9 protein-coding genes are annotated in these 13,302 nt (G+C 64.2%); 3 read left to right on the forward strand and 6 right to left on the reverse strand.

All coding sequences use genetic code 11. The features are described from left to right. Positions 1-46: 46 nt before the first annotated feature. Together DOD19_RS20135 and metE are read right to left on the reverse strand one after the other, a co-directional pair. On the reverse strand, positions 47-1,924 hold the full coding sequence (locus DOD19_RS20135) for an ankyrin repeat domain-containing protein (RefSeq protein ID WP_239498057.1): 1,878 nt from the start codon (positions 1,922-1,924) through the stop codon (positions 47-49). 617 nt (positions 1,925-2,541) lie between these two features. Continuing rightward, the gene (gene metE / locus DOD19_RS20140; RefSeq protein WP_112187631.1) at positions 2,542-4,863 is read right to left on the reverse strand and encodes a 5-methyltetrahydropteroyltriglutamate--homocysteine S-methyltransferase; all 2,322 of its coding nucleotides are present in this window, start codon (positions 4,861-4,863) and stop codon (positions 2,542-2,544) included. A 124-nt stretch (positions 4,864-4,987) separates the two neighbouring features. Here metE and DOD19_RS20145 point away from each other — a divergent pair, with 124 nt between their 5' ends. Further along, on the forward strand, positions 4,988-5,905 hold the full coding sequence (locus tag DOD19_RS20145) for a LysR family transcriptional regulator (RefSeq protein ID WP_112187633.1): 918 nt from the start codon (positions 4,988-4,990) through the stop codon (positions 5,903-5,905). On the opposite strand, the gene DOD19_RS20150 is transcribed toward DOD19_RS20145, so the two are convergent. After that, positions 5,906-6,826, reverse strand: a complete 921-nt coding sequence (locus DOD19_RS20150) for a LysR family transcriptional regulator (protein ID WP_112187636.1) — start codon at positions 6,824-6,826, stop codon at positions 5,906-5,908. Positions 6,827-6,939: 113 nt separating this feature from the next. Here DOD19_RS20150 and DOD19_RS20155 point away from each other — a divergent pair, with 113 nt between their 5' ends. Beyond that, positions 6,940-8,097, forward strand: coding sequence for an acyl-CoA dehydrogenase family protein (locus DOD19_RS20155; RefSeq protein ID WP_024979258.1), 1,158 nt, complete (start codon positions 6,940-6,942; stop codon positions 8,095-8,097). A 104-nt stretch (positions 8,098-8,201) separates the two neighbouring features. Continuing rightward, entirely contained in the window at positions 8,202-8,840 is a 639-nt protein-coding gene (locus DOD19_RS20160; RefSeq protein WP_112187638.1) for an FMN-binding negative transcriptional regulator, read from the forward strand. A gap of 40 nt (positions 8,841-8,880) precedes the next feature. Here DOD19_RS20160 and fahA read toward each other — a convergent pair whose 3' ends face one another. From fahA to DOD19_RS20180, 3 genes are all read right to left on the reverse strand, one after another. Beyond that, a complete protein-coding gene (gene fahA, locus DOD19_RS20165; RefSeq protein ID WP_112187640.1) occupies positions 8,881-10,152 on the reverse strand; it encodes a fumarylacetoacetase in 1,272 nt (423 codons plus the stop codon). 304 nt (positions 10,153-10,456) lie between these two features. Continuing rightward, positions 10,457-11,815, reverse strand: a complete 1,359-nt coding sequence (gene hmgA / locus DOD19_RS20175; protein WP_112187642.1) for a homogentisate 1,2-dioxygenase — start codon at positions 11,813-11,815, stop codon at positions 10,457-10,459. A 63-nt stretch (positions 11,816-11,878) separates the two neighbouring features. Then, on the reverse strand, positions 11,879-13,288 hold the full coding sequence (locus DOD19_RS20180) for an MFS transporter (RefSeq protein ID WP_024979254.1): 1,410 nt from the start codon (positions 13,286-13,288) through the stop codon (positions 11,879-11,881). Positions 13,289-13,302 lie beyond the last annotated feature (14 nt).

The raw sequence follows: 13,302 nt of genomic DNA on the forward strand, positions 1-13,302 counted from the left end.
TCGCCCATGCCTCACGGAGACCGGCGAAGCGACGGCCATCGGAGCGCTACACGGCAGCGTCTCCGTCTTCGGCAATCGATTCCATGGGGCGGCGGCCCCGCCGTGCCACGGCGGGCAGCGTCGCGGAGGTCAGCACCGGACCTTGTTGTCGCGTCCAACGCGGCGCGCGCACGGCATCGAATGCCGGGTTGTCCATGACTGCATTCTCGTGATCAACCGAAAAGCGCGAAAGTGCAGCCGCAAACTGCGTTGCGTCTGCGTGATAGCCGAGTCCGGGCGGGCCGCTGGTTTGCGGACGTTTGCCGTTGTGCCCGTCGGTGTCGGTCAAGCCGAGCTTGAGCTGTACGAGCCCCGGATACCGGTAACCGCCCGGGCCCTTCATGACGCCCATCAGCCCGCGATGTGGCGCCCGGGCATAGTCCAGCGTGAGCGCCACGCCACGGGGTTTGCCGTAATCGACATCGAGCGGGCCGCCCTTGGTGGCGCGGCGGCCCTGGTTATTGTTCAGGAGTTGCGGATCCAGCAAGATCATGGACGGCTGCTTGGGCAGCAGGACACGGCTCTCAACCGTCGCACGAAAGCTCTGCGCCATGGCGCCGCCCATGGAAGCGCCAGAAATGAAATCCAGTTCGACATGGTTGGGCCGGGACAGAATCTTCGCGAACAACTCACCCGCCCGCTTGGTCGCACGATCAACATCGCCAATCCGGCCGAAGGCGCTGCTGATGTCTTGGCGCACATCCCGGAAGTTTTGTGTGCCGCCGAAGAACATGCGCAGGCGCTGCGGCCCTTCGGTGTCGTTGGCGGACGCAGGCTCCAGCGCAACACTGATGTGGGCGATTCTCATGGCGTTGATCAGTTCTGCGTGCTCGCCCTCTGTCAGGGCTTCGGCCAGGGCGGGATGTTCCAGCGCTGAAAGACCGTAATTCCGGAAGTTGCCGCCGATTTCCTTGGCAAATTTCGAGAACGTCTCGCGTATGGCGTCCCGCTGCTGGGCGCGCACGTTCACGTCTTCCGACGACAGGGCGCCGAATCCCAATGCCTCGGAAAGCGCACTGGCGTCCCGGTCAGGCAATTCGTCGAACGTGCGCAGCGCGTCGTGGACGAGGTTGATCTTGTGCCCCGATTTCAGATCGTTGATTGCCGGCGTGGCCGAGCGCGCTCTCGCTGGCGACAGCCGTAGGTCAGGCTCCACCCGCAACTCGGCCAACGGAGTTGCGATCTGCTCTGAGCGCCGCGTATTGGCCGCTGCCGCGCCGGTGGGCAGTGGCTTTCGGTCACGAAGGTTGCCGATCAAGGTCTCGCGTTTGGCAAGTTCCAGAAACGCCTTTGCCGCCACGCCCGTTTTGGGGATGGTGTCTGGCGACCCACCAAATCGCATCGTCAACACGCGCGCGAATGTGCGGCCTGCTGCGTTCGGGGTGCGCAGATCAGGGTTATGCGCCAGCATGGCAAGCACCGTGTCTTTGTTCGCTGCCTGGGCGAGTCGCATGACAGCCGTATTGCCGCGCGCATCGCGGGCATCGATTGGCGCGCCCGCACGGACGAGCAGATCGACGGCTTGCGCAGAGCGCGCGTTAAACAGCGGCGTCGCGCCTTGATTGTTGGTTGCGTGCACATCGGCACCGGCTTCGAGCAATTGCTCCAAAAGCGCGATGTCGCGTCCTGCCACGGTATGCAGTGGCGTATTGCCAACGCTGTCCTGCGCGTTGACATTCGCGCCGTGCGCGACCAGCGCCTTGGCCAGCCTGAAGTTGTCGCAACCCAGGGCGCTCACGAGCAGCGGGTCGCCGTGGTGGTCAACGGCATTTACGAGGTCGGGATGCTTCGCGAGAATTTCGTCAAGCCGCTCAGATGAAAAGTCGTGCTGCCACACCATGTCGAGCACCTCTGCACGATGCTCGGCCAGGTGCAGGAAGGTCATCCCCCAGCCGTCACCAGGCGGAATCGACGGTGCAGCGCCCTTGTTCTCTGGCGACGTTGCGGAAGCCGCTTCTCGGCGGCTCGTGCTTGGCGACCACTGCGCGCCCGAGCGAATCGCCTTGATTGCGTCGTGCAGTTCCGGGTCGGCGGACGTGTGCCCAACAGCCTTTGTGCTGCTTGTAGAAGCGGCGCTGATGGCAGGCGGTGTTCCTGTGTGCCTGCGTGCGGGCAGCCGGCTAAGTTGAGGCGAAGCTTTGCGAGCGCTGCGCCCCGTGCTGCTGCTCGTCTGCTCCGGCATCTGCCGGGCATCGGCCACGCGGTTTGTGGGCGCAGACGAACCGAGCCAAGAGCGAACAAGGGAGACCGGGCTTTTCATGGGATCGTCCCATCGATATTAGAAAACACGAATCACTGGATTCAATGGTGTTTTCTGCACGTGTCAGCCGCGTACCGCAGTGCGAAACGGTGAGTGCGTGTGCGAAGGGATGGTGCCTTGTTGGTTGACATTGGCACCGCTGCGACAGCCTTGTGGAACCTGGCGCACGTTGTTGCAAGGGATGACGAAAAAAAACGCCAGCTGGATGGCTCCAGCCGGCGTCTTTTGGGAACCCGCAACAATCAGGCCGATGCGGTTTCAGCCTGAGCACGCTGGCTGCCAGCATGCGCCGCGTTCGCATGCTTGGCACGCAGGCGGCGCGCGGCTTCCACCATGCCTTGCAATGCCGCTTCCACTTCCGGCCAGCCGCGGGTCTTGAGGCCGCAGTCGGGATTCACCCACAGGCGTTGCACCGGCACAACCTGCGCGGCCTTGTCGAGCAGCGCTTCCATCTCTTCCACACGCGGCACGCGCGGCGAATGGATGTCGTACACGCCCGGGCCGATCTCGTTGGGGTACGCAAACTCGCCAAACGCGTCGAGCAGCTCCATGTTCGAGCGCGAGGTCTCGATGGTGATCACGTCGGCATCCATCGACGCAATAGCCGGAAGGATGTCGTTGAACTCCGAATAGCACATGTGCGTGTGGATCTGCGTGTCGTTGCGCACGCCGGAGGCCGACACACGGAACGCGCGCGCCGCCCATTCGAGGTAGCCCGGCACGTCAGACGCGCGCAGCGGCAGGCCTTCACGGAAGGCCGGCTCGTCGATCTGGATGGCGGCAATGCCAGCGGTTTCCAGATCGCACACTTCGTCACGCAGGGCCAGGGCGATCTGCAGTGCGGTTTGCTCGCGCGGCTGGTCGTCGCGCACGAAGGACCATTGCAGCATCGTTACGGGGCCGGTCAGCATGCCCTTCATCGGCTTGGCGGTCAGGCTCTGCGCGTACTTGGACCACTCGACCGTCATGGCTTCGGGGCGGTACACGTCGCCATAGATCACGGGCGGCTTCACGCAGCGCGAGCCGTAGCTCTGCACCCAGCCGTTGGCGGTGAAGGTGTAGCCCCACAGCAGCTCGCCAAAGTATTCGACCATGTCGTTGCGCTCGGCTTCTCCGTGCACGAGCATGTCGAGGCCCAGGGCTTCCTGGCGGCGCACGACGTCGGTAATTTCGGCGCGCATGCGTTGCAGGTAATCCAGTGCGGGCAGTTCGCCGCGCTTGTGCTGTGCGCGTGCCTGGCGAATCTCCGCCGTCTGCGGGAACGAACCGATGGTGGTGGTCGGCAGCAGCGGCAGGTTCAGGCGGGCTTGCTGCGCTTCAGCGCGGGCAGCATAGGGCGCGGCGCGGTCCGCATCTTCTGCGCGGATCGCGGCCACGCGTTTCTTGACGCTTGCGTTGTGCACGCGGCGCGATTCGGCACGCGAGGCGATGGCGGCGCGGTTCTCATCGAGCGCCTTCTGCACGACAGCCGGGCCTTCGACGAGTGCAAGCTTGAGGATCGCCAGTTCATCCAGCTTCTGGCGCGCGAAGGCCAGCCAGCCCTTGAGTTCGTCGTCGAGCTTGGTTTCGGCAGACAGGTCCACCGGCACGTGCAGCAGCGAGCAGCTTGGCGCCACCCACAGGCGATCGCCAAAGGCTTCGGCCAGCGGAGCCACGCGTGCCAGCACGCGTGCGAGATCCGAGCGCCAGATGTTGCGGCCATCCACCACGCCAACGGAGAGGACCTTGTCTGCAGGCCACGGCGCGAAGGCGCCAAGCTGTTCCGGTGCACGCACCAGATCCAGGTGCACGCCATCGACCGGCAAGGCTTTGATCAGTGCCGCGTGGTGGGAAGCGGCTTCAAAGTACGTCGCAAGCAGCAGCTTCGGGCCCTTGGCGGCGGTCAGCGCCTGGTAAGCGGGGCTGAATGCATCGACCCACGCTTGCGGCAGATCCAGCACCAGCGCAGGTTCGTCAATCTGCACCCATTCCACATTCAGGGCGGCCAGGCGCTGGAGCACGGCCGTGTAGGCCTGCAGAACCTGCGGCAGCAGGGCGAGCTTGTCGTTCAAGCCGTTGCGCGCCTTGGCCAGATGCAGGAACGTGACCGGCCCCACCAACACGACCTTCACGCGGTGCCCAGCGGCCTGTGCTTCGCGCACTTCATCGAAGAGCCATTCGGTGCCGGGGCCAAAGTGCAGGTCCGGCGTGAGTTCGGGCACGAGATAGTGGTAGTTGGTGTCGAACCACTTCGTCATCTCCATGGCTGCATGGTCGGCATTGCCGCGCGCGAGCACGAACGATTGCGCCAGCGTCAGTTGTGCGGCGTCAAAGCCATAGCGTGTGGGAATGGCGCCGAGCAGCGCGGCCGTCTGCAGTACCTGGTCGTACCAGGCGAAATCGCCCACGGTCACAAAGTCGAGGCCCGCATCGCGCTGTGCCGTCCAGTGGCGCTCGCGCAAAGCGCGGCCGGTGGCGCGCAGGTCATCTTCGGACGAAGCGCCTTTCCAGAACGATTCAAGGGCGAACTTCAGCTCGCGTTGTGCACCGATGCGCGGGTAGCCGAGGGTATGGATGGTCGTCATAGTGGTCGCAGGAGAGGCGATTCGTTTTTCAGTCCTGCGATGATCGGCGACCCTATGTCATGAATCAAATGATATTATTTTCGATAAAGTTGAATCGTATTCATACATTGGAAGCCGCACCAACATGCTTGAAATCCGCCACCTACGCACGCTGATCGCCTTGGCCGACGGTGGCTCCGTCTCGCGCGCCGCCGAGCGGCTGCACTTGACGCAATCGGCGCTGTCACATCAGTTGCGCGCGCTGGAGTCGCATTACGGGCTGGCCGTCGTGCGCCGCAAGGGCCAGACGGTTGAATTGACCGAAGCGGGCGAGCGCATGCTTGAACTCGCACAAAAGGTGGTCGCCGACATCCAGACCGCTGAGCGCGATCTTGAGCGCATCAAGGGCCGCGCGGCCGGCACGCTGCGCATCGCGCTCGAATGCCACACCTGCTTTGACTGGCTGATGCCTGTGATGGACGCTTTCCGCCAGCGCTGGCCCGAAGTCGAGATGGATCTTGTGTCGGGCTTCCACACAGATCCGCTCGCGCTGCTCAAGGACGGCCGTGCCGACGTCATCATCGGCTCCGATGCCAAGATGCGACGCGGCGTGGTGTTCGCGCCGCTGTTTCGCTTCGAGATCCTCGCCGTGCTGCCGGTCGATCACGCGCTGCGCAACAAGAAGTGGCTGGACGCGAAAGACTTTACGGACCAGACGCTCATCACGTACCCCGTGCCCGAAGAGCGCATCGATCTGATCCGACAGGTGCTGACACCGGCCGGGATCGCATTCAACCGCCGCACTGCGGAACTGACCATTGCCGTGCTGCAACTCGTTGCCAGCCGCCGCGGGCTTGCCGCGCTGCCGAGCTGGGGCATCAAGAACTACGTCGATTACGAATACGTGGTGGCCAAGCGTGTCGGTAAGGAAGGCCTGTGGAGCGATCTGTACGCGGCCATGACGCGGGACTACGCGCAGGCACCGTTTGCGCAGGACTTTATCGAGACGGCCAAGTCGATCTGCTTTGCGCAGTTGCCGGGGCTGATGCCGCTCGAGGCGTAGTCAGGCGCGTTCCTTCTGGGGCAGGCGCGGCAGCTTGCCTTGCAGCCCCTCCTTGAGGAAGTCCAACAAATGCCGCGTGGCCAGCGTCCGGTATCGGCTTGGCATCGCCAGCATGTAAAGGCGGCTGCCGAACACGCTGAACCGATACCCGGGCAGCACGCGTTTGACGTGGCCTCCGCGCAAATCATCCGCAGCGGCGTAATAAGGCAGGATGCCGAGCCCATTGCCCGAACGCACGGCCGCCTGCAGGAACAGGTAGTTGTCGGACGAGACGCCCGGGTCGAGCGTCACGAGCGTACGCTCATCAGCCAGTTGCGCCGATAGCCGCAGTGGCTGCCCGATGGCCGGCGCGCTCACGATGGTGTGCTTGCCCAGCGCGTCGAGCGTTTTCGGTATGCCATGCACGGCCAGGTAGTCCGGCGCCGCGCACAATACCCAGTCGACTTCATCGAGCAGCGTGGCGACGAGCGATTCCGGCGGGTTCGACACGATGCGCAGCGCCACATCCACATCTTCGCCAATCAGGTCGGACACGCGGTTGTCGAACCGCACATCAAGGCGGATGTCCGGGTACGCTCGTTTGAACGCCACCAGCAGTGGTGACACCAGCAGGTGCCCCAGCCCCGTCGGTACCGACAGCCGCACGCTGCCTTGCAGCGATTTGCCGAGCGAAGACACCAGCGCATCGGCGGCGGCCATTTCTCGCAGGATGCTGCGGCCGTGTTCGTAGATGCCGGCGCCCACCTCGGTGGGTTCCACGCGGCGCGTGGTTCGGCGCAGCAGTTGCACGCCCAGCGCGCGCTCGAATGCTTTTAGCCGGTGGCTCACGTTGGAGCGCGTGGTCTGCAGCCGGCGCGCCGCCGCCGACAGGTTGCCCGCATCGACGATTTCCACGAACAGCTTGAGCGCATTGAGATCCATGACGGCCAGCCAGATTGGTGAATGGGATTCGACATTCTGTTGATGCGGGAAAAGATTGTCAAAAAACGCCGGCCGGGTAACATCCCCGGGAACATCCCACAGGAGCAGGTGACATGGCGCTCGACGACGAATCCTTCGGTTTGCTGCAGCAATCAGTGCAGCGCTTCATCCAGGAACGGCTCGTGCCGGCGGAGAACATTCTCGAGGAAGAGGACGACGTGCCCGCCGACATCGTCGCCGACATGAAGGAGATGGGGCTCTTTGGCCTGTCGATTCCGGAAGAGCACGGCGGCATTGGCCTGGCGATGGCGCAGGAATGCGAAGTGGCGTACGACCTCGGGCACACGGCGCTGGCCTTTCGCTCGGTGTTCGGCACCAACGTCGGCATCGGCTCGCAGGGCATCCTGATGGACGGCACCGATGCGCAAAAGGCCAATTACCTGCCGCGCATCGCCAGCGGCGAGCTGATCATCTCGTTTGCACTCACGGAACCGAACGCGGGGTCGGATGCCGCATCGCTGCAGACGCGCGCCACGCTGGACGGCGATCACTACGTCATCAACGGAACCAAGCGTTTCATCACCAACGCGCCGCGCGCCGGGGCATTCACGTTGATGGCACGCACGGGTGGCGAAGGCGCGAGCGGCATCTCGGCCTTTATCGTGCCGGCCGATACGCCGGGCATCACGCTCGGCAAGCCAGACAAGAAGATGGGGCAGCGCGGCACCAAGACGTGCGATGTGCTGCTCGATAACGTGCGTGTGCCTGCGGCCAACATCATTGGGGGCGTGGCGGGGCAGGGCTTCAAGACGGCGATGAAGGTGCTCGACCGCGGCCGCCTGCATATCTCGGCGCTGGCATGCGGCATGGCGCACCGGCTGATGACCGACGCGGTGGCCTATGCCAAGGAGCGCAAGCAGTTCGGACAGCCCATCGCAGACTTTCAGTTGATCCAGGCCATGCTGGCCGACAGCCAGGCAGAGCTGTACGCCGGCATGTCGATGGTGCGCGACTGTGCGCGCCGCTACGATGCCAAGCCGGTCGGCAAACAGGATCACGAAGTCAGCATGCTGGCCTCGTGCACCAAGATGTTCTGTACCGAGATGGTGGGCCGCGTGGCGGATCGCGCGGTGCAGATTCACGGGGGCGCGGGCTACATCGCTGAATACAAGGCCGAACGTTTCTATCGCGATGTGCGCCTGCTGCGTTTGTACGAGGGCACTACGCAGATCCAGCAGCTCATCATCGCCAAGAACCTGCTGCGCGACTAGGCTGGCTCTAACAATCTGCCAGGATCTGGCTCTGTTTTGGAGCCACGTTCTGGTTCAGAATGGGCGCTTTCCTGTTCGATTGCAGGGTCGCTGCCGGAGTTGCCATGTACGTTCCCGCCCACTTTGAAGAATCGCGCCCCGAGGCGCTGCACGGCCTGATCGCGCAGAACCCGTTCGGAACGCTCGTCACGCATGGCGAGCATGGGCTGGACGCGAACCACATTCCGTTTTTGCTGCTGCCGGAAGAGGGCAAGCTTGGTGTGCTGCATGCCCACGTGGCGCGCGCCAATCCGGTCTGGAAAGACGTGGCGAATGGCGACGAGGTGCTCGTGATCTTCCGCGCGGGCGACGCGTATATCTCGCCGACGTGGTATCCGAGCAAGCACGAAGCCCACCGGCAGGTGCCGACATGGAACTACCGCGTCGCGCATGCGCATGGTCGTATCACCGTGCGTGACGACGAGCGTTTTGTGCGCGGCGTGGTGGCACGCCTGACGCGCACACACGAGGCATCGCAACCCACGCCGTGGAAGATGTCCGACGCCCCGGCCGACTACACCGACGCGTTGCTCAAAATGATCGTTGGCATCGAGATCGAGATCACGCGCATCGAAGGCAAACTCAAGCTGGGCCAGAACAAGGAAACGCGAGATATCGTGGGCGCCGGCGAAGCGCTCAAGGCCCGCGGCGAGCGTGTGATCAGCGACGCAATGCTGGCTTGCGCTGCTGCCAAGACGGAATAAGGCGGAGCGACCGACTGCTGATCCGTCGCTCCGCATTGCATTACTTTGCGCTGCGCGCCGGCAGGATTTCGCCGCGCACCTCCCCAAAGCCCACGCGATAGCCATCGCCCTGGCACCAGCCGGTCATGATGACTTCATCGCCGTCTTCCAGGAACGCACGCGTGGTGCCGTTGCCGAGGTCAAGCGGCTGCTTGCCGTTGAGGGTCAGCTCCAGCAGGCTGCCGTACGAATCCGGTGTCGTGCCGCTGATGGTGCCGGAGCCCATCAGGTCACCCACGCGCACGTTGCAGCCGGACACGGTGTGGTGTGCGAGCTGTTGCGCCATCGTCCAGTACATCGCGCGGAAGTTTGTGCGGGCGATGGTGGTGCGCTCGCCGCCGTGGGGGCGCAGTGCGGTTTCGAGGGCGATGTCGTAAGCGTTGGGATGGCTCTGGCGCAGGTATTCCAGCGGCTCCGGCGATTGGGCCGGGTTGGCCACGCGGAACGGCTCGAGCGCGTCCATCGTCACGATCCACGGCGAGATCGATGTGCCGAAGCCCTTCGAGTTGAACGGGCCGAGCGGCACGTATTCCCATTGCTGAATGTCGCGCGCGCTCCAGTCGTTGAGGAGCACGACGCCGAACATGTGGTCCGGTGCCGCGTCAACGGAAACCGGCTCCCCGAGCCCGCTCGGCTTGCCGACCACAAATGCCATCTCGAGTTCGTAGTCCAGCTTGCGGCAGGCCGTGAAGATCGGGCGCGGCTGATCGGGCAGCTTGATCTGGCCCATCGGGCGATGCAATGGCGTGCCGCTCACCACAACCGAGCTTGCGCGGCCGTTGTAGCCGATCGGGATTTCCAGCCAGTTGGGCAGCAGTGCATTCTCCGGATCACGGAACATGCGGCCGACGTTGGTGGCGTGTTCGCGAGACGAATAGAAATCCGTATAGCCCGGGATGTCGATGGGCAGGTGCATCACGGCATGTGCTTGCGGCACCAGCGCGCGGGCGTGCAGCGTGGCGTTGTCGCGCACGTGCGTGTCGGCCACGCTGAACAGCGTTTGCAGCTTCTTGCGCGTTTCCGCCCATACGGGCTTGCCGAGTGCGATGAAGCTGTTGAGCTTGCCGGTGCGGAACGTGCCGCGTGTGGATGCGGGCAGCAGCCCGGCGTCATCCAGCACGCCAAGATCGATGACTTGATCGCCCAGTGCCACACCTGCGCGTGGCGACGGGTTTTCCTTGGTGGAGAAGATGCCGAAGGGCAGGTTTTCCAGCGGGAAGTGGGTGTCGGGGGTGTTGGCGGATTCGAGCCAGCTTAGTTGTCGGGTGGTCATGATGGGGGCGGTGGTTTGTTGTATGGGCGGGTGATTCTTGACGCTGTCAGTGCATCCTTGTTGCATCCCCTGCCGGGGCTGACTTACTTTCTTTGTCTTGCCAAAGAAAGTAAGCAAAGAAAGGCGCGCCCGAGATGGCGACTTCCCCTTGAATTTATGTCGCAGGGAGGGAAGGGAGGCAAACTCGCTGCGCTCAGACAGGCCTCCCTTCTTTTTCCTCCCTGCAACAGAAATTCAAGGCGCGATCTAGGGCATCAACGGCCAAACATTCGCGGCGCTTGCCTTGGCGTGAAGGTTGATTTGCTTAACGCTTGCTCGGGTCGAAATGCTTCTTCAGGCCCTGCCAGCATTCGAAATATTTGGCCTGCAACTGTGCCGATTCCGCCGCGAAGCGCGTCGGGCGGATCACCGCCGGTGTTTCGAACATGAAGGCCATCGTTGCGTCTACCTTGTGCGGCTGGGTGGTGTCGCCGTTGCTGGCTTTCTCGAACGTGTCGGCATCGGGGCCGTGGCCGCTCATGCAGTTGTGCAGGCTGGCGCCGCCCGGCACAAAGCCTTCGGCCTTGGCGTCGTACACGCCCTGGATGAGGCCCATGAATTCGCTTGCAACGTTGCGGTGGAACCAGGGTGGGCGGAACGTGTTTTCGGCCGCCAGCCAGCGCGGCGGGAAGATCACGAAATCGATCGTGTCCACGCCCGGCGTGTCGGAGGGGCTTTGCAGCACCAGGAAGATCGACGGGTCCGGATGGTCGTAGCTGATCGAGCCGATGGTGTTGAACAGGCGCAGGTCGTACTTGTACGGCGCGAGGTTGCCGTGCCAGGCCACGACGTCCAGCGGCGAGTGGCCGATCTTCGCCGTCCACAGGCTGCCCTGGAATTTTGCAACGAGTTCAAAGTTGCCCTCGCGGTCTTCATACCAGGCGTGCGGCGTGAGGAAGTCGCGCGGGTTGGCCAGGCCGTTCGAGCCGATCACGCCCAGGTCTGGCAGGCGGAACATCGCGCCGAAGTTCTCGCAGATGTAGCCGCGCGCGTCACCGTCCGGTAGCTCGACGCGGAAGCGCACGCCGCGCGGGACGACGGCAATCTCCAGCGGTTCGACATCGACCACGCCCATCTCCGTCAGCAGGCGCAGGCGGCCTTGCTGCGGGACGATCAGCAGCTCGCCGTCGGCGTTGTAGAAGAAGCGGTCGGTCATCGACGCGTTGGCGGCGTACAGGTGGATGCCGCAGCCGGTTTGCGCGTCTGGCCCGCCGTTGCCGGCGAAGGTGACGATGCTGTCGATGAAATCGGTGCCGGCCGCCGGTGCGGGCAGCGGGTCCCAGCGCAACTGGTTGGGGGAGGGCGGTACCTCGTTGAAGTTGCTGTGGAAGCGGCCTTGCGCCATGGCTTCGAACGGCAGATGCACGGCACCCGGACGAATGCGATACAGCCACGAGCGGCGGTTGTGCGCACGCGGCGCGGTGAACGCCGTGCCGGAGATCTGTTCCGCATACAGGCCATACGGCGTCTTCTGCGGCGAGTTCTGGCCGTGCGGCAGCGCGCCGGGCAGTGCTTCGGTGGCGAACTCGTTGCCGAAGCCGCTTTGGTAAGCGGGCCGGTCCAGCGACGCGGGGGTGAATGCGAAGGGGGACGCGCTCGGGGCCGTCGGGGCGAGCATGTTCATGGTGAAGTCCTTGGAGAAAAGGTCAGGAGCGTCTTCAGGGAAAGCGTAGTCGTTAGAAAGCCATCAAGCGGGCTTGCCGGTTGTGCGACCTGAGGCAAAGCGTGCGGCGTCCGGGCCACTGGCGGCCAGCGTGAGCGCCAGCACCATGCCAAACGACACCAGCGCCGGCACCGCCGCGGCCGAGAACAACGCCGGGCCGCTCCATTGCATGGCAATCAGTTGCCCGCCGATCACCGGGCCGATGACCGAGCCGATGCGGCCCACGCCAAGGCTCCAGCCAATGCCGGTCGCGCGCAGCGTGGTGGGGTAATACGTGGCGGCCAGCGCATTCACCGCAGGCTGCCCGCCGACGATGCAGAAGCCGGCCACGAATACCACCGCCACCAGCATGGGCAGCGCAGCCGCCACATGGCCGATCAGCCCAACGGTGACGGAGGCGATCAGGAAGCACACGGCCAGCACGCGCACAAAGCCCAGGCGATCGATCAGCCGGCCCAGCGTGAGCGTGCCAATGACGCCGCCCACCTGCAGCGCGGTCGCTACCAGCACGGCGGTATCCGTCGGATACCCCGCATCGCGAATCAGCGTCGGCAGCCAGTTCGACAGGAAATACAGGTCGATCAGGTTCATGAAGTTGATGACCCACAGCACGAGCGTGACTTTGGCGCGGCCTTCGGTGAACAGCGCCGAGACCGGCATGCCGTGCGCAGGTGCCTCGGGCACCACGAATTGCGTCTGCGCGTTCACCTGCAGTTGCGGATCAAGCTTGCTCAACCAGCGAGCCAGGCGCTGATGGCGCGTCTGCCGCATTTGCCCATGGCCCTTGAGCACCAGGTATTGCAGGGATTCCGGCAGCCACAGCACCATCATCACGCCAATGGCGAGGGGCACCAGCCCGCCCACCAGGAACACCGCATGCCACCCAAAGCGCGAGAGCAGCGCGGCGCTGACAAAGCCGCCAAGCGCGGCGCCCACGGTAAAGCCACACGACACCAGCATCATCCACGTCACGCGAGAGCGCGCGGGGCTGAACTCACCGGCCAGCGCCATCGCGTTGGGCATGATGCAACCCAGACCCAGGCCCGTGATGAAGCGCAAGACGAGTAGGGCCCGCACCGTTTCCACCTGCGTGGTGGCCAGCATGCAGGCCGCAAAGAAGAACGTGGCGACGATCAGCACCGGCCGACGCCCGAAGCGGTCGCCCAGCACGCCAAATACCAGCGAGCCGACCAGCATGCCGAACAAGCCCGCCCCAAATACCGGGCCGAGGCTTGCCTTGGTGATGCCCCAATCCTTGATGATGGCCGGCGCCACATAGCCCATGGCCTGCACGTCAAAGCCATCGATGATCAGGCACAGCCCGCATATGGCGAGCAACAGGATCTGGAAGCCGCCAACCTTGCCCTGGTCGATCAGGCGGGCAAGGTCGATGGGCGTGGACGGCGCTTCATGTGCGGCGGGGGCAGGGCGCATGGTGGTCTCCGGTG

The organism is Ralstonia sp. GX3-BWBA, assembly GCF_003290055.1.
GTDB lineage: Bacteria > Pseudomonadota > Gammaproteobacteria > Burkholderiales > Burkholderiaceae > Ralstonia > Ralstonia holmesii.

Excerpts from the sequence above, each read along its gene's own strand:
- hmgA (WP_112187642.1), bottom strand. The coding sequence starts at position 11,815 with ATGAACATGCTCGCCCCGACGGCCCCGAGCGCGTCCCCCTTCGCATTC.
- DOD19_RS20160 (WP_112187638.1), top strand. The coding sequence starts at position 8,202 with ATGTACGTTCCCGCCCACTTTGAAGAATCGCGCCCCGAGGCGCTGCAC.
- DOD19_RS20180 (WP_024979254.1), bottom strand. The coding sequence starts at position 13,288 with ATGCGCCCTGCCCCCGCCGCACATGAAGCGCCGTCCACGCCCATCGAC.
- DOD19_RS20150 (WP_112187636.1), bottom strand. The coding sequence starts at position 6,826 with ATGGATCTCAATGCGCTCAAGCTGTTCGTGGAAATCGTCGATGCGGGC.
- DOD19_RS20145 (WP_112187633.1), top strand. The coding sequence starts at position 4,988 with ATGCTTGAAATCCGCCACCTACGCACGCTGATCGCCTTGGCCGACGGT.
- metE (WP_112187631.1), bottom strand. The coding sequence starts at position 4,863 with ATGACGACCATCCATACCCTCGGCTACCCGCGCATCGGTGCACAACGC.
- fahA (WP_112187640.1), bottom strand. The coding sequence starts at position 10,152 with ATGACCACCCGACAACTAAGCTGGCTCGAATCCGCCAACACCCCCGAC.
- DOD19_RS20155 (WP_024979258.1), top strand. The coding sequence starts at position 6,940 with ATGGCGCTCGACGACGAATCCTTCGGTTTGCTGCAGCAATCAGTGCAG.
- DOD19_RS20135 (WP_239498057.1), bottom strand. The coding sequence starts at position 1,924 with ATGACCTTCCTGCACCTGGCCGAGCATCGTGCAGAGGTGCTCGACATG.